This window comes from Rhodosalinus halophilus, from assembly GCF_003298775.1.
In the GTDB taxonomy this organism is placed as follows: domain Bacteria; phylum Pseudomonadota; class Alphaproteobacteria; order Rhodobacterales; family Rhodobacteraceae; genus Rhodosalinus; species Rhodosalinus halophilus.
Genome location: NZ_QNTQ01000011.1, coordinates 19,594 through 38,863, shown reverse-complemented (window position 1 = coordinate 38,863; position 19,270 = coordinate 19,594). Strand labels below are relative to the sequence as shown.

The window sequence follows — 19,270 nt, the reverse complement described above, 5'->3', positions numbered from 1 at the left end:
TGCGGCGCGGCGTCCAGAGGGCGCGCGTCGCCCGCCGCGAGGGGTGGACAGGCCCCCGCCGCTCGGGTCATCTCGGCGCGCCGAAGGGGAGGCTGCGCATGGAGATCGACACGCTCGCCCGCGCCATTGCCGAGGGGGATCGCCGCGCGCTCGCCCGCGCGATCACGCTCGTCGAAAGCGGGCGCGAGGACCACCGCGCGAAGGCGGTGGCCCTGCTCGAGGCGCTCAAGGGCACCGGCCGCGAGGCGCTGCGGATCGGGCTTTCGGGCACGCCGGGCGTGGGCAAGTCGAGCTTCATCGAGGCCTTCGGGCTCATGCTCACCGAAAAGGGGCTGAAGGTGGCGGTGCTCGCCGTGGACCCCTCGAGCGCGCGCACCGGCGGCTCGATCCTCGGCGACAAGACGCGGATGGAGCGGCTGTCGCGGTCGCCCGCGGCCTTCATCCGGCCGTCGCCGGCGCAGCGCCAGCTGGGCGGCGTGGCCCGGCGCACCCGCGAGGCGGTGGCGCTGTGCGAGGCCGCCGGCTTCGACGTGGTGCTGATCGAGACCGTGGGCGTCGGCCAGTCCGAGACGGCCGTGGCCGAGATGTCGGATCTCTTCGTTCTGCTGCTCGCGCCGGCCGGCGGGGACGAGCTTCAGGGCGTGAAGCGCGGCATCATGGAGATGGCCGACCTGATCCTCGTCAACAAGGCCGACGGCGCGCTCGAGGCGGCGGCGGTGCGGACCTGCGCGGACTACGCGGGCGCGCTGCGGCTGCTGCGCAAGCGCCCCGAGGATCCCGAGGGCTTTCCCAAGGCGCTCACCGTCTCGGCGCATACCGGCGCGGGGCTCGCCGAAGCCTGGGCGGAGATGCAGGCGCTGGCCGACTGGCGGCGCGCGCAGGGCCATTTCGAGGCGCGTCGCGCGGCGCAGGCGGCGTCATGGTTCGCCGCGGAGGTGCGCGAGGGGTTGCTCGCGCGGCTTACGCGCGATCCCGAGACGCGCGCGCGGATGACCGAGATGACCGAGCGCGTGCGCGCGGGCGAGATGACGCCCGAGGGTGCGGCGGCGGAAATCCTGGCGGAGCTCTGACCGCGGGTGGGCGTTTCATCCGGGGCATGAACTGCGCAGGGCCGCCCCCACCGCTGGCGGATTCCGGGTTGACACCCCGGGGGCCTTGGTGTTGAAGGCGCGGACGAGTTTCCGGGCGCCCCCGCCGTGGGCCGGGCGGCGCCCCTTTTCGTCGAGCCACGTCTCGCAAGCCACGAGGATGCCATGTCGCGCCGCTGCGAACTGACCGGAAAAGGCCCGATGGTGGGCAACAACGTCAGCCACGCCAACAACAAGACCAAGCGCCGTTTCCTGCCGAACCTGAACGACGTCACGCTGCAGTCCGAAGCACTGGGCCGCGGCGTGAAGCTGCGTATCTCGGCGTCGGCGCTGCGCACGGTCGATCACCGCGGCGGCCTGGACGCGTTTCTCGCCAGGGCGAAGGATGAGGATCTCTCGCCCAAGGCGCTGAAGATCAAGCGCGAGATCGAGGCGGCCCGCAGCACGGCCGAGGCCTGACAGCCGGCCCGCTTCGCCGTTCTTCCACGCGCTCCGACGTTCCCGGCTGACGCTGCACGCAGGACCGCGCCACGCTGGAAGTGGTGGCGATGGCATGACGCTCGGCGTGCGCCGCTCCGCCCTTCGCCAAGTCCAGTCTGTCGCATGGAACGGGCGTGCCCGGCATGCTAGGGCCGCTGTCATGCCGCATAGGTCGCCTTTTCTGGCTCTATTCCTCGCGCTGACGCTCGTCGTCACGGCGCAGGCCGCAGCCGTCGCGCGCGGTCAACCCGCGGCGGCGGGCGCGATCGTGATCTGCGCCGGCGGGGGGCTGGTCACCGTCCGTGTGGACAGCCAGGGCGATCCGGTGGGGCCGCCGCATGTCTGCCCCGACGCGGTCGCGGGGCTCGCCGCACCGGCGCCGCCCGAGATGGTCGCCAAGGCCCACCCGGCGCTCTTCGCGGCCGCGCGGGCCTTCGCCGCCCTTCCTGCGCCGCTTGGCCATCGCCAGCGGCCCTCCTGCGCGCGCGACCCGCCGCGCCGCCTCTGACACGCGACACACCGATTCCGGATATTTCGTGACAGAGGAGACGGCCCATGCCGCTCAAGACCCTTCTTCTCGCCGGCGCGATGACGCTGGCAGCCCTTCCCGCCGCCGCGATGGACGGCATCACGGTCAAGGACGCCTACGCCCGCAGCTCGGGCGCGATGGCCGCCTCGGGCGCGGCCTTCATGGTGATCGAGAATCACAGCGGACAGGACGACCGCCTGATCGGCGCCGCCTCGGACGTGGCCGAGCGCACCGAGCTTCACACCCACCGCGAGGACGACATGGGCGTGATGCGCATGATCCACGTCGAGGAGGGCTTCGCGCTGCCCGCGGGCGAGACGCTGATGCTCGCGCGCGGCGGGCGGCACGTCATGTTCCTGGGCCTCGCGGAGCCGTTCGAGCAGGGCGATGTCGTGACCCTGACGCTCGAATTCGAAGAGGCCGGCCCGATCGAGGTCGAGGTGCCCGTGGACCTCGAGCGTCAGCCGATGAACGGCCAGGGCATGGGGCATGGTCACGGCCAGTCCATGAACTGACCGCCGCGCGGCGCTGTCCGTGCCGGGGACGGCGCCGCGTCACCTCAGCTTCCGACCAGCTCCGCCACGATCTCGCGCAGGATGGGGCGGGCCTCTTCGAGGCGCATGCCGGGGCTGAGACGCGGATCGTAAAGCATCCGCAGCAGCACCTCGTCGTGGCTGGTCAGCAGCGCGAACTCGTCGTCGTCGTTGAAGATCGAGGGCCGCGCGCGGGGGCTGTCGTTGGACAGCCCCAATCCCTGCGCGACCTCTTCGTGAATGCACGAGCGGCGCAGCAGATCGGGGTGTTCCGCCCGGATGAAGGCGATGGCGCGCGTGTAGTGATCCGGCTCGTCCGCGAAGGCGAGCACGAGGCAATGGATCGCGCGCGGCAGCCGGCGGAAGATGTCGAGGGCGTCGGTGTCGATGTTCGGCACCAGCTCGCGGATTCGCCGGATCGTCTCGGGGCGATCGTCCTCGCCCATGACGAGCACGTGAAAGTTGGCCCGGGCGGGATCGGAGACGGAAATCGGGTGCCCGGTGACGCGCGCAAGGCGCGCGGCATAGGCGCGCAGTTCGTTCTCGTCGCGCGTGCGTTGCGCGAGCGGGACGGTCGCGCCGAACTCCATCGTCATGCGCACCGGCCCCGGCCAGCGTTTCAGTCGGCTCGGCGCGAAGGAGGCGCGGGTCAGCCCGGCGCCGCGCGCATATTCGTCGTAGAAGGCGATCCGCTCGAAATTCTCCAGGATTTCGCGGGCGCCGTAGGGCGTGTCCGGCCCGCCGCCATCGGTGCGCAGAAGCCCCCGCGCGAGCAGATCCTGCTGAAGGCGGGTGTAATAGGCGGCGAGCGCGCGGCTTTCGTCGGATCGGCGGACGGGGTCAGGGTCCGGGCGCACGGGAACGCCGGCGTCTTCCGCGGCCGCCGGCGGCGGGGGCGGCGCGGGCTCACAGGCGGCGAGAAGCGCCAGCGCAGACACGGCCAGCAGGGGGCGAAGGCGCATGACGAGGCTCACGCCGTCGAGGTCTCCTCTCCGGACCCGGCGGCCTGTCCGCCGCCCCCGGCGCGGGCCTTGGCCGAGGCGAGCGTGTCGCGCAATTCGGCCTCCATCTTCTGCAGCTCTTCCTCCGCGGCGGCCCGGCGCGACTTGCCCTCGTCCGCGATCTGCAGGCTTTCCTGAATCGTGGCGATGAGGTCGTCGTTGGCCTTCTTCACCGCCTCCACGTCGAACACGCCGCGCTCCATCTCCTGGCGGATCGCGCGGTTGCTCTCGCGCAGATTCTCGGCGTTGGCGGTCAGAAGCTCGTTGGTCAGGTCGGTGGCCTCCTTCACCGCCGCCGCGGCCTCGGCCGAGCGCTGGATCGTCACCGCCTGCGCAAGCTGCGTCTCCCACAGCGGCACCGTGTTGACCAGCGTCGAGTTGATCTTGGTCACCAGGCTCTTGTCGTTCTCTTGCACCAGCCGGATCGAGGGCAGCGACTGCATCGTGACCTGGCGGGTCAGCTTGAGGTCGTGCACCCGCCGTTCCAGATCGTCGCGCGCGGCGCGCAGGTCGCGCAGCTCCTGCGCCTTCATCACCTGCTCGCCCTCGGGGGCGTCCTGCACCGCCTGTTCCCGTTCGGGGATGTCGTTGGAGTCGAGCTCGCGAAGCTTCGCCTCCCCGGCGGCGATGTAGAGCGCGAGCTCGTCGTAGAAGGCGAGCGTCTTCTCGTAAAGGTGATCGAGTGACTTGATGTCCTTGAGCAGGGTGTGCTCGTGCTTGAGCAGATCCTCCGTGATCCGGTCGATCTGCGACTGGATTTCCTCATAGCGGGCGGTGAACTTGGCGAAGGGGGCCGCCCGGCCCAGCAGCCGCTCCCACAGGGTCCGCTCGCGACGCACGTCGAGCTCGGAGACGGAAAAGCCGCGGATGGTGGTCACGATGCCGCGCAGCGAGTCGCCGGCGGGCCCCACGTCCTTGTTGCGGACGTCGGCCAGCATGGCCTGGCTGATCTCCTGCAGTTCGGCCTGCGCGGTCGATCCGAAGGCGACGATGGAGTTGGTGTCGCGCATGTCGATCTCGTCCATGCGGCGGCGGATTTCGGCCGAGGTCTGCGGGTCGGCCTGCTCGAGCGGCGTGACCGAGCCGGCCTCCTGGGGATCGGGCAGGGTCACGGAAGCCACCTCCTCGACCAGCCCTGTCGCTTCCTCGGCCTGCGAACGCACCTTGTCGGACATACCCGTGTTCCTCATTCCTCGCTGTACCCGGTCCGCAGCCCTTCCCGTCTCAGACGGTCCCGCAGCACCTCGATCTCGACGTTCAGGTCGGCGCGGTCGTTCTGCAAGAGTTTCCGTGTCCGCGCGGCGAAATTCTCCTCCAGATCGTCGAGAAGCGCCAGATAGTCGCGGCGGGCCGAGTCGTTCGGGCCGCGCTCGGCGATCTCGGCGTATTTCGTCGTCGCATCGCGTGCGCCCATCAGATAGACGGACAGGAAGCGCCGCGCCGAGGTCAGATCGCGCGGGTCGTTCTCCACTGTGCGGAAGAGATCCTGCGCCGCCGTCTCGAAGCGGGCCACGCGTCCCTCGAGGTGCCGGTCGCCCAGGCGCGCGACGGTGCGGCGCATCTCCTCGAGATGGCGCTCGGCCTCCTCGACCGCACGGGCGACGCGGTCCTGCTGGAACTGGTCCACGCCGGCCACGCCCTTGTCTGACAGGGGGTCGATGCCAAAGGCGGTGACGTGAAGCGCCATGCCGATGACGCCGTAGAGCGCCGCGCCAAGGAGGTCCGTCCCGGTGACCCCGGCCGCGATGGCGGTGCCCGCGCCTGTCAGGAGGCTCGCCAGCAGCTTGCGGGGCAGGGCGGGGCGGCGCGCGACCTTACGGTCGTGATAGGCTGCCTCGGCTCTCAGCCCCTCGCGCGTGAGCCAGGCCGCGAGCGCCCAGAGCGCCGCGCCGACGAGCCCCAGCGCCAGCCGCTCCGGCCCGCCGCCCAGCGACACGAAGGCCAGCACCGCCGCCGGCAGATAGAGGAAGTTCACCCGCGCGCCCGCCGGGTCGATGCGATAGCGGGTGGGCGCGGTCGAGAGGCGCTTTGCCGCGTCCCGCGTCTCGGGATCATCGGGGCGGGGATCGGGGCTGTATCTGCCGCCGTAGCGCTGCGCCATCACTCCGACCCCAGCCAGCCTGCCGCCGTGCCCAGCATGACCGCCATGAGCAGCACGTAGGCCGCCCGCTGCACGGCGTTGAGCCGCCCGCCGGGCCGCCCCATCGCGCGGCCCGTGCGCTCGCCGGTCTCGGACACGAGCGAGACCGCGATCGCGGCGGCCGCGGTGAGAACCGCGGCGAGCAGGAGAACGAGGATCAGGCGTGACACGCGGCGCTCCCTCCGGATGGCGGGGCCAACATAGGCATTCCCGCCGCAGAGGGCTAGGTGCGGCGACCCTTGCCGCGCGATCCGCCGCCCGTCCCGGGCGACTTGCCGTCCGGCGCGCCGGCGCGCGCACCGCGCGAGGCCCGCGTCTTCGCCACGGGTTTCAGGCGACGCCGCTTCTGCGCCGGCTCCGATCCCTCGTCGGAGAGTCCCAGCTGGTCGCGCAGGATGCGCGGCTTGACCTCCTCCACTGCGCCCGGCTTCAGTTCGCCCAGCTGGAAGGGGCCGTAGCTCACCCGGATCAGCCGGTTGACCGAGAGGCCCACCGCCTCCATCGCGCGGCGGATCTCGCGGTTCTTCCCCTCGCGCAGGCCGATGGTGAGCCACGCGTTGGCGCCCTGCTGGCGGTCGATCCGCACGGTCATCGGCTGAAACCGCTCGCCGTCGAGTTCGAGCCCCCGGCGCAACGGCTCCAGCCGCGCGTCGTCGGGCCGGCCCTTCACGCGCACGCGGTAGCGCCGCGTCCAGCCCGTCGAGGGCAGCTCGAGCCGCCGCTTCACCGCGCCGTCGTTGGTGAGCAGCAGGAGTCCCTCGGAATTGAGGTCGAGCCGGCCCACGCTCATCACCCGCGGCATGTCCTCGGGGAGCTCGTCGAAGACCGTGGGCCGGCCCTGTTCGTCCCTGGTGGTGGTCACGAGGCCCGCGGGCTTGTGATAGAGCCACAGGCGCACCGGCTCCGGCGCGCCGAGTTCGCGCCCGTCCACGGCGATGCGGTCGGAGGAGATGACGTTGAGCGCCGCACGTTCGATGCGGCGGCCGTTGACGGTCACGCGGCCCTCGGCGATCAGCCGCTCGGCCTCGCGCCGACTCGCCACGCCCGCGCGGGCCAGCACCTTGGCGATCCGTTCACCTGCCCTGGAAGTGTCGTCGCTGCGCCCCATGCCCCGGCTCTAGGCCTCACGCGCCCCTTGCGCAAGCTGCGCGTCCGCCCCTAATCCGCGACATGCCGTTTCGCACGCACATGCACGCCGCGCTCGAAGAGGCGCGCGCCGCCGCCGCCCGCGGCGAGGTGCCGGTGGGCGCCGTGGTGGTCGATCCAGCGGGCCGGGTGGTCGCGCGGGCCGGAAACCGCACCCGCGAACTCACCGATCCCACTGCGCACGCGGAGATCCTCGCACTGCGCGCCGCCTGCGCCGCGGCGGGCTCCGAACGGCTGCCGGGGCACGCGCTCTACGTCACGCTTGAGCCTTGCGCGATGTGCGCCCAGGCCATCGCGCTCGCGCGGATCGACCGGCTCTACTACGGCGCGGCGGACCCGAAATCCGGCGGCGTGGCGCATGGCGCGCGGGTCTTCGCCCGGGCCCAGGCGCACCACTGCCCAGAGATCTACGAAGGCCTCGCCGAGCGGGAAGCCGCGGCGCTGTTGCGCGCCTTCTTCGCGGATCGGCGCTAGCGGTGGCCACGCGTCCGCTGCCGTGCGGCCCACGGCACCGCGGGCCGGCTCATCCGCCCGTGTCCACCCGAACGCTCTGACGCAGCGCCCCCGTGTCGCGGTCGAAGATCAGGATGCGGTCGTCGTCGGTGACCACGGCATACCATCCCGGCCCCTGCGTGAGCGCCACCGCCGCAGCGCCGTCGGGCAGGGCGATGCTCTCCGGCAGGGCGGGCGTGCGGTCCGTCAGGCGGATGACAAGCAGGCCGATCACGACTAGAAGCCCCACGATCATGGTCGCCGTGAGCACGGTGACCAGCCGGCGCAGCAGCCTGAGCTGCGCGGGTTCCTCTTCTTCCCGGGGCGCCTCTTTCATGGCTGTCGAGACCGTCCGCTTCCGCCTTGGCGACGATCCGCCGCCCCGCCTTGATAAGGCGCTTTCGGCCTGCGCGCCACCCGAGGCGGCGCTTTCGCGGTCGCGCCTGGCGAAGCTCATCGCCGAGGGCGCGGTGCGCGTGGGCGGGCAGGTGGCGACGGACCCGGCGGCGCGGAGCGTGCCCGGCGCCGAGGTCGAGATCGCGCTGAGCCTGCGCCCGCGCGAGGATCTGGCGGCCGAGCCGATCCCGATCGCGGTGCTCCACGAGGACTCGGAACTGATCGTGATCGACAAGCCGGCCGGCATGGCAGTGCACCCGGCCCCGGGCACGCCCTCCGGCACGCTGGTCAACGCGCTGATGTGGCATTGCGGCGACAGCCTCTCCGGGATCGGGGGAGAGGAGCGGCCGGGCATCGTGCACCGGCTCGACAAGGACACAAGCGGCGTTCTCGTCGCGGCCAAGACCGACCACGCGCATCAGGAGCTCGCCCGGCAGTTCGCGGCGCACAGCGTCGAGCGCCTCTATCGCGCGGCGGTGCACGGCGTGCCGAACCCAGCGGAGCCGCGGCTTCTGGGGATCGCGGGCGTGTCCGCCGAGCCGGGCGGCGTCCTGCGCATCTCCGCGCCGCTCGGGCGGCACCCGCAGGACCGCCAGCGTCAGGCGGTGCGGCGCGCGGGCGGACGCCATGCCGTCACCCGCGCGCGCGTGGCCGAGGTCTTCGGCACGCCGCCCGCGGCGGCGCTTCTCGAATGCTGGCTGGAGACGGGGCGCACGCATCAGATCCGCGTGCATCTGGCGCATGTCGGGCACGTGCTGATCGGCGACCCGCTCTACGGCGGGCGGCGCAAGCTCTCGGCGCGCGCCCTGCCGCCCGGCGCGGCGGAGGCGGCGGCGGGGTTTCCCCGACAGGCGCTGCACGCCGCGGTGCTGGGCTTCCGCCATCCCTCGACCGGCGCGGCCATACGATTCGAGGCGCCTCTTCCGCCGGATATGGCTGGACTTCTGGCCGCGCTGCGGGGAGAGAGGGCGGATGGACGGTAGCGCTCTGCTCATCCTGGTGGTTGTGCTGGCCTTCTTCGCGGCGCAGATCGCCACGCTGTTCCGCATCCTGCTGCGCGAGCGCCGGGCGCCGGCGGCGCGGCTGGCCTGGATCATCTGCGTCTTCGCGCTGCCGGGCGTGGGGATCGTGCTCTACTTCCTCTTCGGCGAGGTCGATTTCGGGCGCTACAAGCTCGAACAGCTCAAGGCGATCGAGGCGCGCCTGCCGCGGACCGTGCCTGGGGTGGCGCCCGTGCCGCCCGGCGTTCTGCCGGCGGGGCAGGCCTTCGCGCGGGCCGCGGCCTCCAACGGGTTCGATCCGGTCGCCGGCAACACCGCCGAGATCGCGCAGGACAGCGACGACGCCATCGCGCGTCTTGTCGCCGACATCGACGCGGCCGAGGCGCAGGTGCATCTGCTGTTCTACATCTGGCTCGAGGATGCCAACGGCACCCGCGTGCTCGAGGCGGTGCGCCGCGCGGCGGCGCGGGGCGTGACCTGCCGGGTCATGGTGGACGCGCTGGGCTCGCGCAAGCTGGCGCAGTCGAGGGCGTGGGCGGAGCTTTCGGAGGCCGGCGTGCAAACCGGGCTCGCCTTCGGGTTCCGGGTCGCGCTGCTGCACATGTTCTTCGCGCGCGTGGACATCCGCAATCACCGCAAGATCGCGGTGATCGACGGTCGCATCGCCTATGTCGGCAGCCAGAACTGCGCCGACGCCGCCTTTCTGCCCAAGGCGAAATACGCGCCCTGGGTGGACGTGATGGCGCGGATGGAAGGGCCGGTCGCCTGGCAGATGCAGCGGCTCTTCGCCGAGGACTGGGAACTGCACACCGGCGAGGATCTCAGCGCCATGCTCGACCGCGCGGCCGGCGAGATGCCGGACGGCAAGGTGACGGCCGTGGCGATGGGGACGGGGCCCGACGACGGCTTCGAGGCGGTTCCCGACACGGCGGCGGCGCTCTTCGCCGGGGCGCGCGAGCGGCTGATCGTGACGACGCCCTATTATGTGCCCAACGAGATGGTGCAGCAGGCGATCTGCGCCGCCGCTCTGCGCGGCGTGCATGTGACGATGATTCTGCCGCAGCGCAACGACAGCTTCGTCGTCGGCCTCGCGAGCCGGAGCTATTTCCAGCAGCTCCTGCGCGCGGGGGTCGAGATCTTCGAGTATCCCGACGGGCTGCTGCATTCCAAGATCATCACGATGGACGGGCAGGTCGCGCTGATCGGTTCGGCCAATCTCGACCGCCGCAGCTTCGAGCTCAATTTCGAGAACTCGCTGCTCGCCGCCGACCCCGGCTTCGTCGGTGCGCTCGACGCGCGCCAGCAGGCCTACATCGGACGGTCGCATGCGGTCACCCGGGCCGAAGTGGACGGCTGGTCCACCGGCCGGCGCGCCCTGCAGAACCTGATGGCGACGATGGCGCCGCTGTTGTGAGCGGCGTTTGAAACAAAATCCGGGGAGGTCAGCACGTCTGCGTGAAACCCCTGACACCTTTTCGGGTTTTCCTTTCGGATGCGGGCGGATTGCGGCAGGTCAATGACAGCCGCACCGCTGTCGGGGTTGAAGTGAACCGAGTGGTTCACTAGGTATGTTAAGCCTCGCAACATTGCGGGGCGGCAGGAGAGGTGAGAAACGATGGCGAACTACGGCAATCTGCCGGCGCCGAGCCCGGAACAGGGGCTCAACCGATATCTTCAGGAGATCCGGAAGTTCCCGCTTCTGGAGCCAGAGGAAGAGTACATGCTCGCCAAGCGGTGGGTCGAGGATCAGGATACGGAGGCGGCGCACAAGCTCGTGACCTCGCACCTGCGCCTCGCGGCCAAGATCGCGATGGGCTACCGCGGCTACGGCCTGCCCACGGCCGAGGTGATCTCGGAGGCGAACGTCGGCCTCATGCAGGCGGTCAAGCGGTTCGACCCGGAAAAGGGTTTCCGCCTCGCGACCTATGCAATGTGGTGGATCCGCGCCTCGATCCAGGAATACATCCTGCGGTCCTGGAGCCTCGTGAAGCTGGGCACCACCAGCGCGCAGAAGAAGCTTTTCTTCAACCTGCGGAAGGCCAAGGCGCGCATCGGCGCGCTGGAAGAGGGCGACCTGCGTCCCGAGGCGGTCAAGCAGATCGCGACGGACCTCGGCGTGACCGAGGACGAGGTGATCTCGATGAACCGCCGTCTTTCTGGCGGCGACGCCTCGCTCAACGCCCAGGTGGGGCAGGAGGGCGAAGGCTCGCTCGAGTGGATGGACTGGCTCGAGGACGAAGAGGCCGATCAGGCCACCGAATACGAAGAGCGCGACGAGCTCGAGCAGCGGCGCGAGCTGCTGGCCGAGGCGATGGACGTCCTGAACGACCGCGAAAAGGACATCCTCACGCAGCGCCGGCTTACCGACGATCCGGTGACGCTGGAGGAGCTTTCCGGGCAATACGGCGTCAGCCGCGAGCGCATCCGCCAGATCGAGGTGCGCGCCTTCGAGAAGCTGCAGGAACGGATGCAGACCCTCGCGCGCGAGAAGGGCATGCTGACACCGGCATGACCGATGAGGGGCCGGGCGGCTCCGCGCCGGACCGGCGGCGGTGGCGGGTCTGGCTGCGGGCCTGGCGCATGTGGGTGCGGCGACGGCTGCCGCCGGGCACAAGGCTGCCGGTCGGGCTGCTGCTGATCGCAGGCGGCGTTCTGGGCTTTTTGCCGATCCTGGGCTTCTGGATGATCCCTCTGGGCGTCGCTGTCGCGGCGACGGACGTGCAGCCGCTCTGGCGACGGTTCAGGGCGTGGCGGGCGCGCTCGCGCTAGGCCACGCGCTCCGTCGCACGGCTGGCCGGCCCGCTGTTGGCGTCGATGAAATCGAGCACCAGCGGCCTTATGTTGTTGCGCCAGCTCTTGCCGGCGAAGATGCCGTAGTGCCCGGCGTCGGGCTCGACGTGGCTCGCCTTCTTTTCCGGTGGCAGGCCCGTCAGCAGATCGAGCGCGGCGACGCATTGGCCGGGCGCCGAAATGTCGTCCTTGGCGCCCTCCACCGTCTTGACCGCGACATTGGTGATCTTGCCGATATCCACCGGCTTGCCCGCGACGGTGAACGCGTTTTTGGCGATCTCGCGCCGCTTGAAGATCCGGTCCACGGTGGAGAGGTAGAACTCGGACGTCATGTCCATGACGGCGAGGTATTCGTCGTAGAAGCGGTTGTGCGGATCGTGATCCGAGGCCTCGCCGCGCGCGGCGCGCAGGATCTGGTCGCGGAAGGCGCGGCTGTGACGATCGGCGTTCATCGACATGAAGGAGGCCAGCTGCAGCAGGCCAGGATAGACCATTCGGCCGACGCCCTTGTACTTGAAGCCCACGCGCTGGATCAGCGTCTCCTCGAGCTGGCCCATCGTGACGCGGCGGCCGAAATCGGTCACGTCGGTCGGCGTCGCGTCGGGGTCGATCGGCCCGCCGATCAGCGTGAGCGTGCGGGGCTGGGCGTCGGGATCCTCTTCGGCGAGATGCGCCGTGGCGGCGAGCGCCAGAGGCGCGGGCTGACAGACCGCGATCACATGCGTGTCGGGCCCCATCTCGCGCATGAAATCCGTCAGGTAGAGCGTGTAGTCCTCGACATCGAACTTGCCGCAGCTCACCGGAATGTCGCGCGCGTTGTGCCAGTCCGTCACGTAGACTTCGCAGTTGACCAGCAGGCTCTTGACGGTGGAGCGGAGCAGGGTGGCGTAATGGCCGGACATGGGCGCGACCAGCAGGATCTTGCGCGGCTGTTCGGGCCGGCCGACCACATGAAAATGGATGAGATCGCCGAAGGGCTTCTCCATCACCGTGTCCACGCGCACCAGATGGTCGCGCCCGTCCTCGCAGGTGAAGGTGCGGATACCCCAGTCGGGCTTGGCGATCATGCGCTCGAAGGTGCGTTCCGTGACCTCGCCCCAGGCCCCCATCCACTGCACGAAGGGATTCGGCGTCATGGCCATGGCCGGATACGCCGCAATGGCCTTGGCGGTCGCACCCAGCCACTGGTTTGTGTTACGCATCGATTCCATGAGATCGTAAGTCGCCATGTAACGCATCAGGGTCTCCTTTCGCCCGGCCCTCCGGACAACGCCGCCGATACATGCGGGCAGCGGAACATATAGCCTCTTTGCCCCGGCGCTCCCGGCAGCTTACGCTGCACAGCAGCGACGATATGTGGAATTCATTGGGATGACAACCGAAGACAACGCCGCAGAGGTCCAGGCGGACCGGATGCAGGAGAACCTCAAGAAGGTCGAGGAGCTGACGCAGCGGCTGATCCGCGCGCTCGGCAGTCGCCCGCCCTCGCATCCCGGCCTGCATGCGCCGGGCGGCGACCTCTACGCCAAGGCCGCGGCCGCCTGGTGGGTGGAGTGGATGCAGAACCCCGGCAAGCTGCTCGAGCAGCAGGTGGCCTGGTGGGGCAAGTCGCTCGCGCATTTCATCGAGGCGCAGAACCAGCTCGCGCACGGCCGCCTCGACCCGCCGGAGGACGAGACGCCCGACGACCCGCGCTTTTCCAACCCTTTGTGGAAGACGCACCCCTATTTCAACTTCGTCAAGCAGCAATACATGATCTACGCGCAGGCGGTGGACGACGCCGTCTCCGCGATCGACGACCTCGACGAGACCGAGAAGCGCCGGCTGCGCTACTTCTCGCGCCAGATCGTCGAGATGATGTCGCCCACCAACTTCTTCGGCACCAACCCCGACGCCCTCGAGAAGGCGCTGGAGACCGAGGGCGAGAGCCTGGTGAAGGGGCTCGAGAACCTGGTCGCGGATCTCGAGGCCAACGAGGGCGCGCTCGTGGTGCGTCTGGCCGACGAGAAGGCCTTCCAGGTGGGCGAGAACATCGGCACCTCGCCCGGAAAGGTCGTCTATCGCAACCGCATGATGGAGCTCATCCAGTATGCGCCGGCGACCGAACAGCAGCGCGAGACGCCGCTGCTGATCTTCCCGCCCTGGATCAACAAGTTCTACATCCTCGATCTCAAGCCCAAGAACAGCCTCGTCAAATGGCTGACCGAGCAGGGCTACACGCTCTACATGGTGAGCTGGATCAATCCCGGCCCCTCCTACGCGGACACCGGCATGGAGGACTACATCGAGGACGGCTTCCTCGCCGCGATCCGCGAGGTCAAGGCGATGACCGGGCAGGAGCGGATCAACGTCGTGGGCTACTGCATCGCCGGCACCACGCTGGCGCTCACGCTGTCGCTGCTCAAGAAGCGCGGCGACAAGTCGATCAAGTCGGCCACCTTCCTCACCGCCCTCACGGATTTCTCGGATCAGGGAGAGTTCACCCCCTTCCTGCAGGACGATTTCGTGGACGCGATCGAGGAAGAGGCGCAGAAGAACGGCGTTCTGGCCAGCCACATCATGGCGCGCACCTTCTCCTATCTGCGCTCGCGCGATCTGGTCTACGGGCCGGCGATCCGCAGCTACATGATGGGCGAGACGCCGCCCGCCTTCGACCTGCTCTACTGGAACGGCGACGGCGCCAACCTGCCGGCGAAGATGGCCATTCAGTATCTGCGCCGGCTCTGCCAGAACAATGCCTTCGCCGAGGAGGGCTACGATCTCTTCGGCGAGCGGCTGCGGCTGAAGGACGTGGACGTGCCGCTCTGCTCGGTGACCTGCGAGACCGATCACATCGCCGCCTGGAAGGACTGCTACCGCGGCGTGCAGAAGATGGGCAGCCGGTCCAAGACCTTCATCCTGTCGCAGTCCGGGCACATCGCGGGCATCGTCAATCCCCCGTCGAAGGGCAAGTATGGCCACTACACGAACGGCGATCTTTCGCTCGATCATGCGGCCTGGCGCGAGACGGCGGAGTTCCACGAGGGCTCGTGGTGGCCCCGCTGGGAGGCCTGGCTGGCGAAGCGCTCGGGCAAGTGGGTTCCGGCGCGCGAGCCCGGTGATTCGGAGCATCCGCCGCTCGCCGATGCACCCGGAGCCTATGTGGTGGCGCCGCCAACAGATTGACGTTGCGGCATTTTATGAGATTGCTGCGCCGCAGCAATTTCCCCTTGAAATGCTGCGGTGCAGCAATCATATTTCCGTCAGCACCGAAGCCGGAAGGTCCGGCGCAGGACCGCTGAAAGAGAGAGGATCGCACCCATGGCCACCGCCAAGAACGCCACCCCCGACATGACCCAGATGATGAAGGACATGATGTCCGCCTTCCCCGTGGACACCGCCGCGATGGAAGACAGCTTCAAGACCGCCGCGACGCTGAACGAAAAGCTCAGCCACGTGGCGATCGAGGCCGCCGAGAAGTCCACCGAGCTGCAGTCGAAGTGGATGAAGGACATGCTCACCAAGATGGGCGAGATGACCAAGGCCAAGTCGGAGCCCGCCGACTACGCCAAGGCGATGACCGATTTCGCCTCGGCCCAGGCCGAAGTCACCGCCGAGCACATGGCCGCCTTCGCCGAGATCGCGAAGAAGGTCCAGATGGACACCGTCGAGCTGATGATGGCGGCCGGCAAGGACTTCTCCGAGGACGCCTCCGCGGCGATGAAGAAGGCCACCTCCGACATGACGACGGCGGCCAAGAAGGCCTCCACCGCGGCCAAGTGAGCCGCCTCCGGGGGTGACTCGGAGCAACCGGACGAGGGCGGGGTGCCAGGCGGCACGCCCGCCCTTTCATTTTGTCGGCACGTCAACTACGCTTTCGCCGCAATGCCGCATTCCGGGAGGGGGAGCGCGTGGCCGAGACCCAGAAACCGCTGCTCATCAAGCGCTACGCGAGCCGCCGGCTCTACAACACCGAGACCAGCGATTACGTCACGCTCGAGGACATCGCGGGGTTCATCCGTGCGGGCCGCGACGTGCAGATCGTGGACCTGAAGTCCGGCGACGACCTGACGCGGCAATACCTTCTCCAGATCATCGCGGAGCATGAGTCGAAGGGCGAGAACGTCCTGCCCATCAACGTGCTCACCGATCTGGTGCGCAGCTACACCGACAGCGCGCAGTCGATGATGCCGCAGTTCCTCGCCATGTCCTTCGAGATGTTCCGCGACAGCCAGTCGAAGATGATGGAGAACATGGAAAAGATGAACCCCATGTCGGCCATGCCGGGTTACGAGGCCGTGCGCGCCCAGCAGGAGGCCTTTCTCAAGGCGATGACCGGCGGCATGGGCAACTGGTCGGGGCCGGCCCCCGAAGAGAGCGGCGCCGAGGGGCGCGACGAGAAGGAAGAGCTCGAGGAGATGCGCCGCCAGCTCGCCGAGATGAAGTCGAAGCTCGACAAGCTGAGCTGAGCGTCACGTGCCGTAGGCGCGCTCCGGCGCCATGACCTCCTCCGCCGCGGCGACCAGCGCCTCGGCGATGGCCTCGAGCTCGTCCCGCGACAGGCGCGCCGGCAGGCGCACGTCGCAGGCGACCTCCAGCATCGCGCGGGTGCGCGGCAGCTCCACCTGCTCGGGCAGGAACTCCCAGTTCCAGAAGGCGCGCGCGTTGTCGCGGCTCAGGCCGAAGACCTGCACTTTCACGCCGCGCCGGTCGGCGGCTTCGGCGAAAGCGGCGCGCGCCTCGCGCGTCATGCCGACAAGGTTGAACTGGATCGAATCGGGCGCGCGCTCCTCCTTGGGGAGTGCCGGCGGCACGGCGATCCAGGGGCTTTCGTTCAGCCGCTCCGCCACGAAGTCGTGCCCGGCGCGGCCGTCACGCACCCTGCGCGGAATCTCGGCCAGCTGCGGGCGGATCACCGCGGCGGCCAGGTTCGACATCCGCATGTTGTAGAGCGGCAGCTTGTTCTGCCACGTCTCGAAGGGCGCCTGCAGCGCGCCGTGCTTCTTCCAGTTGTGCTCGTAGGCGCCGGACATGATGACCGCCCGCGCCACCAGGTCGGCGTCGTCGGTAATCAGCATGCCGCCCTCGCCGCCGTTCACCAGCTTGTAGCTCTGGAAGCTGAAGCAGCCGACGCGGCCGATGGTGCCGATCCTGCGCCCGTCCCAGAGCGTGCCGAGCGAATGCGCCGCGTCCTCGACGACCGGCACGCCCTGCGCCTCAGCGAACTCCATGATGCGGTCCATGTCGCTGGTGTGGCCCCGCATGTGCGAGATCATCACCGCGTCCACCCCCGGCAGCTTCACCGCGAAGTCGTCGAGATCAATGCGATAGTCCATCCCCACTTCGCAGAGCACCGGCACGCAGTCGGCATGGACGATGGCCGAGGGCACGGCGGCGAAGGTGAAGCCGGGGATCAGCACGCGCGCCCCGCGCGGCAGGCCCAGCGCCTTGAGCGACAGGAACAGTGCGGCGGAGCAACTCGACACCGCGAGCGCGAAGCGCACGCCCATCAGCGCGGCGAACTCCCGCTCCAGCAGCGCGACGGGGGCATCCTCGGGCGCCGTGTAGCGGAACAGATCGCCCGAGAGCAGAAGGCGCTCGATCTCGGCCCGCGCGGCCTCGGGGATCGGTTCGGCCTGATGCGTGTCGGGCATCGCGGGGGCGGCGTGATCCTTCATGTTTCGATTTCCCAAATCCGACTTTTGCAAACTCTAAATCTGACCGGCCCCGCGCCAAAGCCCTGAATCGATCAATTGCAAAGATGTCGCAGGGTTGTGGCGCATCGGCCGCGCTGCGTCAGTCGGGGAAATGCCGCGCGCGCGTCTCGTCGAGCGCCAGGTCGCAGCGATGCAGCAAGCCTTCGGCCTCGAGCCGGGCGAGCAGCGGCGGGTGCGCCACGGCCACCTCCTCGAAGAAGGCGCGCAGTCCCGCCGCGCCGCGCTCCGCTTCGATCCTGCGGAACAGGGCGTGCAGGTTCAGCCCGGCGCGCGAGGCCTGCGGGCGCAGTTCGGCGCGGTAGGAGCCCTGCGACAGGCGATAGCGATAATGCGCGTGGAAGGCCTCCCACGAAGGCGCGTGCAGGTGGCAGAGCCGCACGCCCGCGAGTTCGCGCAGCCCGGGATTCTCTGTGTCGCCCAGCCAGGCATTGTGAATCTTGAGCTTCAGCCCGTGGCCCGTGCGGATGAAGAGCTTGCCCTGAACATGGCTGAGAAAGCCGCCGGGCAGATGCGCGGCCCAGGCGCCATAGACCCGTTCCGCCGCCGCCTGCCGAGCCGTACGCTCGGCGTGGGTCGCCTTGAAATGCACCGGCGGGCCGCCCGCGGGCGGGGCGAGCGCCTCGATCGGGCGCACTCGTGCGGTGAGGCAGTCCGCCGGCAGCGCGGCCAGCGTCGCCCCGATGTCGCGTTCCGGCCAAAGGAACTCGTCCACGTCGATATGCGCGAGCCAGTCGCAGTCCGCCCGCCGGTTGAGCGCGTGCCGCGCGTTGACGAACTGCCGCGACTGATGCTTCTCGGGCCGGCCCTTCCGCTTCGCCCACCAGGCGTCGTCGGTGCGCACCACGCGGATCTTCGGATGCGCGGCGAGCCGCGCCTGCGCCTCCCGAGCGTCCGCGTCGAGGTAGAGGTAGAGCCGGTGCGCGCCCAGCTCGAGGTGATGCGCGGCGAAGGCCAGGATCTCGCGATCCGGCGCCCTGACCGTGGCGATCACGCCCCAGGTGGCGGCGGCGCTCATCCGGTGGAGTGGGCTGCGTCTTGGGTGCGGGCCGCGCGCGCCGCCCGGCGCGCCTTGCGCACCCGCATCCGGCGCAGCCGGCGAAAGACGGTGCGGGGGTCGTGCATCAGCCGGTCCAGCACGTTGTGCGCAAGCGGCCGGATGACCCGGTCTCCTTCCGCCATGCGCCACAGACGGCCCAGCATGTTCATGTCGAGCCCGCCCGCGTCGAGCGAAAAGGGGTCCATGTCGAGCGGCAGCGAGGCACGGCTCCGCCTCTTCAGACGGAAGCTCTTGGAGGCGCCGAAGCCGGAATAGCGCCGCTCTGTCTCGTAGAGCTTCATCATGCCGCAGAGCACCGACAGCGCCTCGCCCACCGTGCGCTGCGCTTCCGTCGCGCCATGCTCGCCGAAGGTGGTCAGCGCCGAGACCTGCCAGCGTAGGTCGAGCTCTTCGAGCAGGTGGTCGGCCTCTTCGGTCCACAGGCGCACGAAAAGCGCCGCGGTGTGCGGCGGTTGCGCGGCCTTTCTCAGGTGCGCGACGAGCAGGCCGTGCAGACAGGCCAGCTCGGAATGGCCCTGAAGCTCCTCGCGCAGCGCCAGGAACTTGCGCCGATTGGGCGAGGCGATCGGCGCGCGCCGCTCGGGATCCTGATCGGGCGCGGGGACGCGGGCGGCCTTGAGCGGTGCGAGAGCCACGTCGGACGGCGGCAAGGCCTCTCCCTCGGCGAAGGCGAGCGGATCGCGCCGCGCGTCCATTTCCTCCAGGACCGCGGCGATACCGCCGGGATAGGTGCATCGCTCGTCGCGCTCGTCCATCGCTGCGCCTTTCGTGACGCCATCGGGGGTGCCTGGCCGGTTTGCCGACATCGAGGCAATGTCGTGACGATCCGGCCGCATCATCGCGCCGCCCGGCGCCGGTCGCAAGACCGGGCGCCGCCCCCGGGGCAGTCGCGCCAGCTGCCGGCGGGATCATCCACAGGGC

Annotated in this window: 22 protein-coding genes; 12 read left to right on the top strand and 10 right to left on the bottom strand. The window is 69.6% G+C overall.

Features of this window, described 5'->3' with window-relative positions:
- Positions 1-98 precede the first annotated feature (98 nt).
- The 4 genes from meaB to DRV85_RS12495 all read left to right on the top strand — a co-directional run bounded on the left by meaB (position 99) and on the right by DRV85_RS12495 (position 2,612).
- A complete protein-coding gene (meaB, locus tag DRV85_RS12510; protein WP_113289814.1) occupies positions 99-1,070 on the top strand; it encodes a methylmalonyl Co-A mutase-associated GTPase MeaB in 972 nt (323 codons plus the stop codon).
- 183 nt (positions 1,071-1,253) lie between these two features.
- Positions 1,254-1,547, top strand: coding sequence for a 50S ribosomal protein L28 (gene rpmB, locus DRV85_RS12505; protein WP_113289813.1), 294 nt, complete (start codon positions 1,254-1,256; stop codon positions 1,545-1,547).
- A gap of 181 nt (positions 1,548-1,728) precedes the next feature.
- Positions 1,729-2,076, top strand: a complete 348-nt coding sequence (locus tag DRV85_RS12500) for a hypothetical protein (RefSeq protein WP_113289812.1) — start codon at positions 1,729-1,731, stop codon at positions 2,074-2,076.
- Between the two features lie 47 nt (positions 2,077-2,123).
- Positions 2,124-2,612 carry a copper chaperone PCu(A)C gene (locus DRV85_RS12495; protein WP_113289811.1) on the top strand — a complete coding sequence of 163 codons (489 nt, stop codon included), beginning with the start codon at positions 2,124-2,126 and terminating at the stop codon, positions 2,610-2,612.
- A gap of 44 nt (positions 2,613-2,656) precedes the next feature.
- On the opposite strand, the gene DRV85_RS12490 is transcribed toward DRV85_RS12495, so the two are convergent.
- The 5 genes from DRV85_RS12490 to DRV85_RS12475 are packed head-to-tail and all read right to left on the bottom strand — an operon-like array spanning position 2,657 to position 6,879.
- Entirely contained in the window at positions 2,657-3,592 is a 936-nt protein-coding gene (locus DRV85_RS12490; protein ID WP_113289810.1) for a DUF2927 domain-containing protein, read from the bottom strand.
- An 8-nt stretch (positions 3,593-3,600) separates the two neighbouring features.
- Positions 3,601-4,806 carry a toxic anion resistance protein gene (locus DRV85_RS12485; RefSeq protein WP_113289809.1) on the bottom strand — a complete coding sequence of 402 codons (1,206 nt, stop codon included), beginning with the start codon at positions 4,804-4,806 and terminating at the stop codon, positions 3,601-3,603.
- 11 nt (positions 4,807-4,817) lie between these two features.
- The gene (locus tag DRV85_RS12480) at positions 4,818-5,732 is read right to left on the bottom strand and encodes a 5-bromo-4-chloroindolyl phosphate hydrolysis family protein (RefSeq protein ID WP_113289808.1); all 915 of its coding nucleotides are present in this window, start codon (positions 5,730-5,732) and stop codon (positions 4,818-4,820) included.
- Entirely contained in the window at positions 5,732-5,941 is a 210-nt protein-coding gene (locus DRV85_RS19395) for a hypothetical protein (protein WP_199525923.1), read from the bottom strand. The genes DRV85_RS12480 and DRV85_RS19395 overlap by 1 nt, the downstream gene beginning before the upstream one ends.
- A 53-nt stretch (positions 5,942-5,994) precedes the next feature.
- Complete coding sequence (locus DRV85_RS12475; RefSeq protein WP_199525921.1) at positions 5,995-6,879, bottom strand: pseudouridine synthase; 885 nt, start codon at positions 6,877-6,879, stop codon at positions 5,995-5,997.
- A 62-nt stretch (positions 6,880-6,941) separates the two neighbouring features.
- Between DRV85_RS12475 and DRV85_RS12470 the strand changes: the two genes are divergently transcribed.
- The gene (locus DRV85_RS12470) at positions 6,942-7,391 is read left to right on the top strand and encodes a nucleoside deaminase (protein WP_113289807.1); all 450 of its coding nucleotides are present in this window, start codon (positions 6,942-6,944) and stop codon (positions 7,389-7,391) included.
- Between the two features lie 49 nt (positions 7,392-7,440).
- Here the strand turns inward: DRV85_RS12470 and DRV85_RS12465 are convergent, their stop codons facing one another.
- Positions 7,441-7,746 (bottom strand): DUF6476 family protein, encoded by a 306-nt coding sequence (locus tag DRV85_RS12465; RefSeq protein WP_113289806.1) that lies wholly within the window; start codon positions 7,744-7,746, stop codon positions 7,441-7,443.
- Here DRV85_RS12465 and DRV85_RS12460 point away from each other — a divergent pair.
- The 4 genes from DRV85_RS12460 to DRV85_RS12445 all read left to right on the top strand — a co-directional run bounded on the left by DRV85_RS12460 (position 7,745) and on the right by DRV85_RS12445 (position 11,575).
- A complete protein-coding gene (locus DRV85_RS12460; protein WP_113289805.1) occupies positions 7,745-8,788 on the top strand; it encodes an RluA family pseudouridine synthase in 1,044 nt (347 codons plus the stop codon). The genes DRV85_RS12465 and DRV85_RS12460 overlap by 2 nt on opposite strands.
- Complete coding sequence (gene cls, locus DRV85_RS12455) at positions 8,778-10,220, top strand: cardiolipin synthase (RefSeq protein WP_113289804.1); 1,443 nt, start codon at positions 8,778-8,780, stop codon at positions 10,218-10,220. Before DRV85_RS12460 ends, cls begins: the two co-directional genes overlap by 11 nt.
- A gap of 201 nt (positions 10,221-10,421) precedes the next feature.
- Positions 10,422-11,318 carry an RNA polymerase sigma factor RpoH gene (rpoH, locus tag DRV85_RS12450; RefSeq protein WP_113289803.1) on the top strand — a complete coding sequence of 299 codons (897 nt, stop codon included), beginning with the start codon at positions 10,422-10,424 and terminating at the stop codon, positions 11,316-11,318.
- Complete coding sequence (locus tag DRV85_RS12445; RefSeq protein WP_233495504.1) at positions 11,315-11,575, top strand: hypothetical protein; 261 nt, start codon at positions 11,315-11,317, stop codon at positions 11,573-11,575. Before rpoH ends, DRV85_RS12445 begins: the two co-directional genes overlap by 4 nt.
- Here the strand turns inward: DRV85_RS12445 and phaZ are convergent.
- On the bottom strand, positions 11,572-12,834 hold the full coding sequence (gene phaZ / locus DRV85_RS12440) for a polyhydroxyalkanoate depolymerase (RefSeq protein ID WP_113289802.1): 1,263 nt from the start codon (positions 12,832-12,834) through the stop codon (positions 11,572-11,574). The two genes, DRV85_RS12445 and phaZ, sit on opposite strands and share 4 nt — an antisense overlap.
- 133 nt (positions 12,835-12,967) lie before the next feature.
- Here phaZ and DRV85_RS12435 point away from each other — a divergent pair, with 133 nt between their 5' ends.
- From DRV85_RS12435 to phaR, 3 genes are all read left to right on the top strand, one after another.
- The gene (locus DRV85_RS12435; RefSeq protein WP_113289801.1) at positions 12,968-14,761 is read left to right on the top strand and encodes a PHA/PHB synthase family protein; all 1,794 of its coding nucleotides are present in this window, start codon (positions 12,968-12,970) and stop codon (positions 14,759-14,761) included.
- A gap of 135 nt (positions 14,762-14,896) precedes the next feature.
- Positions 14,897-15,358 carry a phasin family protein gene (locus DRV85_RS12430; RefSeq protein WP_113289800.1) on the top strand — a complete coding sequence of 154 codons (462 nt, stop codon included), beginning with the start codon at positions 14,897-14,899 and terminating at the stop codon, positions 15,356-15,358.
- Positions 15,359-15,486: 128 nt separating this feature from the next.
- Positions 15,487-16,044, top strand: a complete 558-nt coding sequence (phaR, locus tag DRV85_RS12425) for a polyhydroxyalkanoate synthesis repressor PhaR (RefSeq protein ID WP_113289799.1) — start codon at positions 15,487-15,489, stop codon at positions 16,042-16,044.
- 3 nt (positions 16,045-16,047) lie between these two features.
- Here phaR and DRV85_RS12420 read toward each other — a convergent pair whose 3' ends face one another.
- From DRV85_RS12420 to DRV85_RS12410, 3 genes are all read right to left on the bottom strand, one after another.
- The gene (locus DRV85_RS12420; RefSeq protein WP_233495503.1) at positions 16,048-17,253 is read right to left on the bottom strand and encodes a DegT/DnrJ/EryC1/StrS family aminotransferase; all 1,206 of its coding nucleotides are present in this window, start codon (positions 17,251-17,253) and stop codon (positions 16,048-16,050) included.
- A gap of 118 nt (positions 17,254-17,371) precedes the next feature.
- Positions 17,372-18,307, bottom strand: coding sequence for a glycosyltransferase family 2 protein (locus tag DRV85_RS12415; protein ID WP_113289797.1), 936 nt, complete (start codon positions 18,305-18,307; stop codon positions 17,372-17,374).
- On the bottom strand, positions 18,304-19,104 hold the full coding sequence (locus DRV85_RS12410) for a hypothetical protein (protein WP_113289796.1): 801 nt from the start codon (positions 19,102-19,104) through the stop codon (positions 18,304-18,306). The genes DRV85_RS12415 and DRV85_RS12410 overlap by 4 nt, the downstream gene beginning before the upstream one ends.
- Between the last annotated feature and the right edge of the window lie 166 nt (positions 19,105-19,270).

Coding starts and splice junctions, on each gene's coding strand:
- meaB (WP_113289814.1), top strand. CDS start 99: ATGGAGATCGACACGCTCGCCCGCGCCATTGCCGAGGGGGATCGCCGC.
- rpmB (WP_113289813.1), top strand. CDS start 1,254: ATGTCGCGCCGCTGCGAACTGACCGGAAAAGGCCCGATGGTGGGCAAC.
- DRV85_RS12500 (WP_113289812.1), top strand. CDS start 1,729: ATGCCGCATAGGTCGCCTTTTCTGGCTCTATTCCTCGCGCTGACGCTC.
- DRV85_RS12495 (WP_113289811.1), top strand. CDS start 2,124: ATGCCGCTCAAGACCCTTCTTCTCGCCGGCGCGATGACGCTGGCAGCC.
- DRV85_RS12490 (WP_113289810.1), bottom strand. CDS start 3,592: ATGCGCCTTCGCCCCCTGCTGGCCGTGTCTGCGCTGGCGCTTCTCGCC.
- DRV85_RS12485 (WP_113289809.1), bottom strand. CDS start 4,806: ATGTCCGACAAGGTGCGTTCGCAGGCCGAGGAAGCGACAGGGCTGGTC.
- DRV85_RS12480 (WP_113289808.1), bottom strand. CDS start 5,732: ATGGCGCAGCGCTACGGCGGCAGATACAGCCCCGATCCCCGCCCCGAT.
- DRV85_RS12475 (WP_199525921.1), bottom strand. CDS start 6,879: ATGGGGCGCAGCGACGACACTTCCAGGGCAGGTGAACGGATCGCCAAG.
- DRV85_RS12470 (WP_113289807.1), top strand. CDS start 6,942: ATGCCGTTTCGCACGCACATGCACGCCGCGCTCGAAGAGGCGCGCGCC.
- DRV85_RS12460 (WP_113289805.1), top strand. CDS start 7,745: ATGGCTGTCGAGACCGTCCGCTTCCGCCTTGGCGACGATCCGCCGCCC.
- DRV85_RS12465 (WP_113289806.1), bottom strand. CDS start 7,746: ATGAAAGAGGCGCCCCGGGAAGAAGAGGAACCCGCGCAGCTCAGGCTG.
- cls (WP_113289804.1), top strand. CDS start 8,778: ATGGACGGTAGCGCTCTGCTCATCCTGGTGGTTGTGCTGGCCTTCTTC.
- rpoH (WP_113289803.1), top strand. CDS start 10,422: ATGGCGAACTACGGCAATCTGCCGGCGCCGAGCCCGGAACAGGGGCTC.
- DRV85_RS12445 (WP_233495504.1), top strand. CDS start 11,315: ATGACCGATGAGGGGCCGGGCGGCTCCGCGCCGGACCGGCGGCGGTGG.
- phaZ (WP_113289802.1), bottom strand. CDS start 12,834: ATGCGTTACATGGCGACTTACGATCTCATGGAATCGATGCGTAACACA.
- DRV85_RS12435 (WP_113289801.1), top strand. CDS start 12,968: ATGACAACCGAAGACAACGCCGCAGAGGTCCAGGCGGACCGGATGCAG.
- DRV85_RS12430 (WP_113289800.1), top strand. CDS start 14,897: ATGGCCACCGCCAAGAACGCCACCCCCGACATGACCCAGATGATGAAG.
- DRV85_RS12420 (WP_233495503.1), bottom strand. CDS start 17,253: ATGAAGGATCACGCCGCCCCCGCGATGCCCGACACGCATCAGGCCGAA.
- DRV85_RS12415 (WP_113289797.1), bottom strand. CDS start 18,307: ATGAGCGCCGCCGCCACCTGGGGCGTGATCGCCACGGTCAGGGCGCCG.
- DRV85_RS12410 (WP_113289796.1), bottom strand. CDS start 19,104: ATGGACGAGCGCGACGAGCGATGCACCTATCCCGGCGGTATCGCCGCG.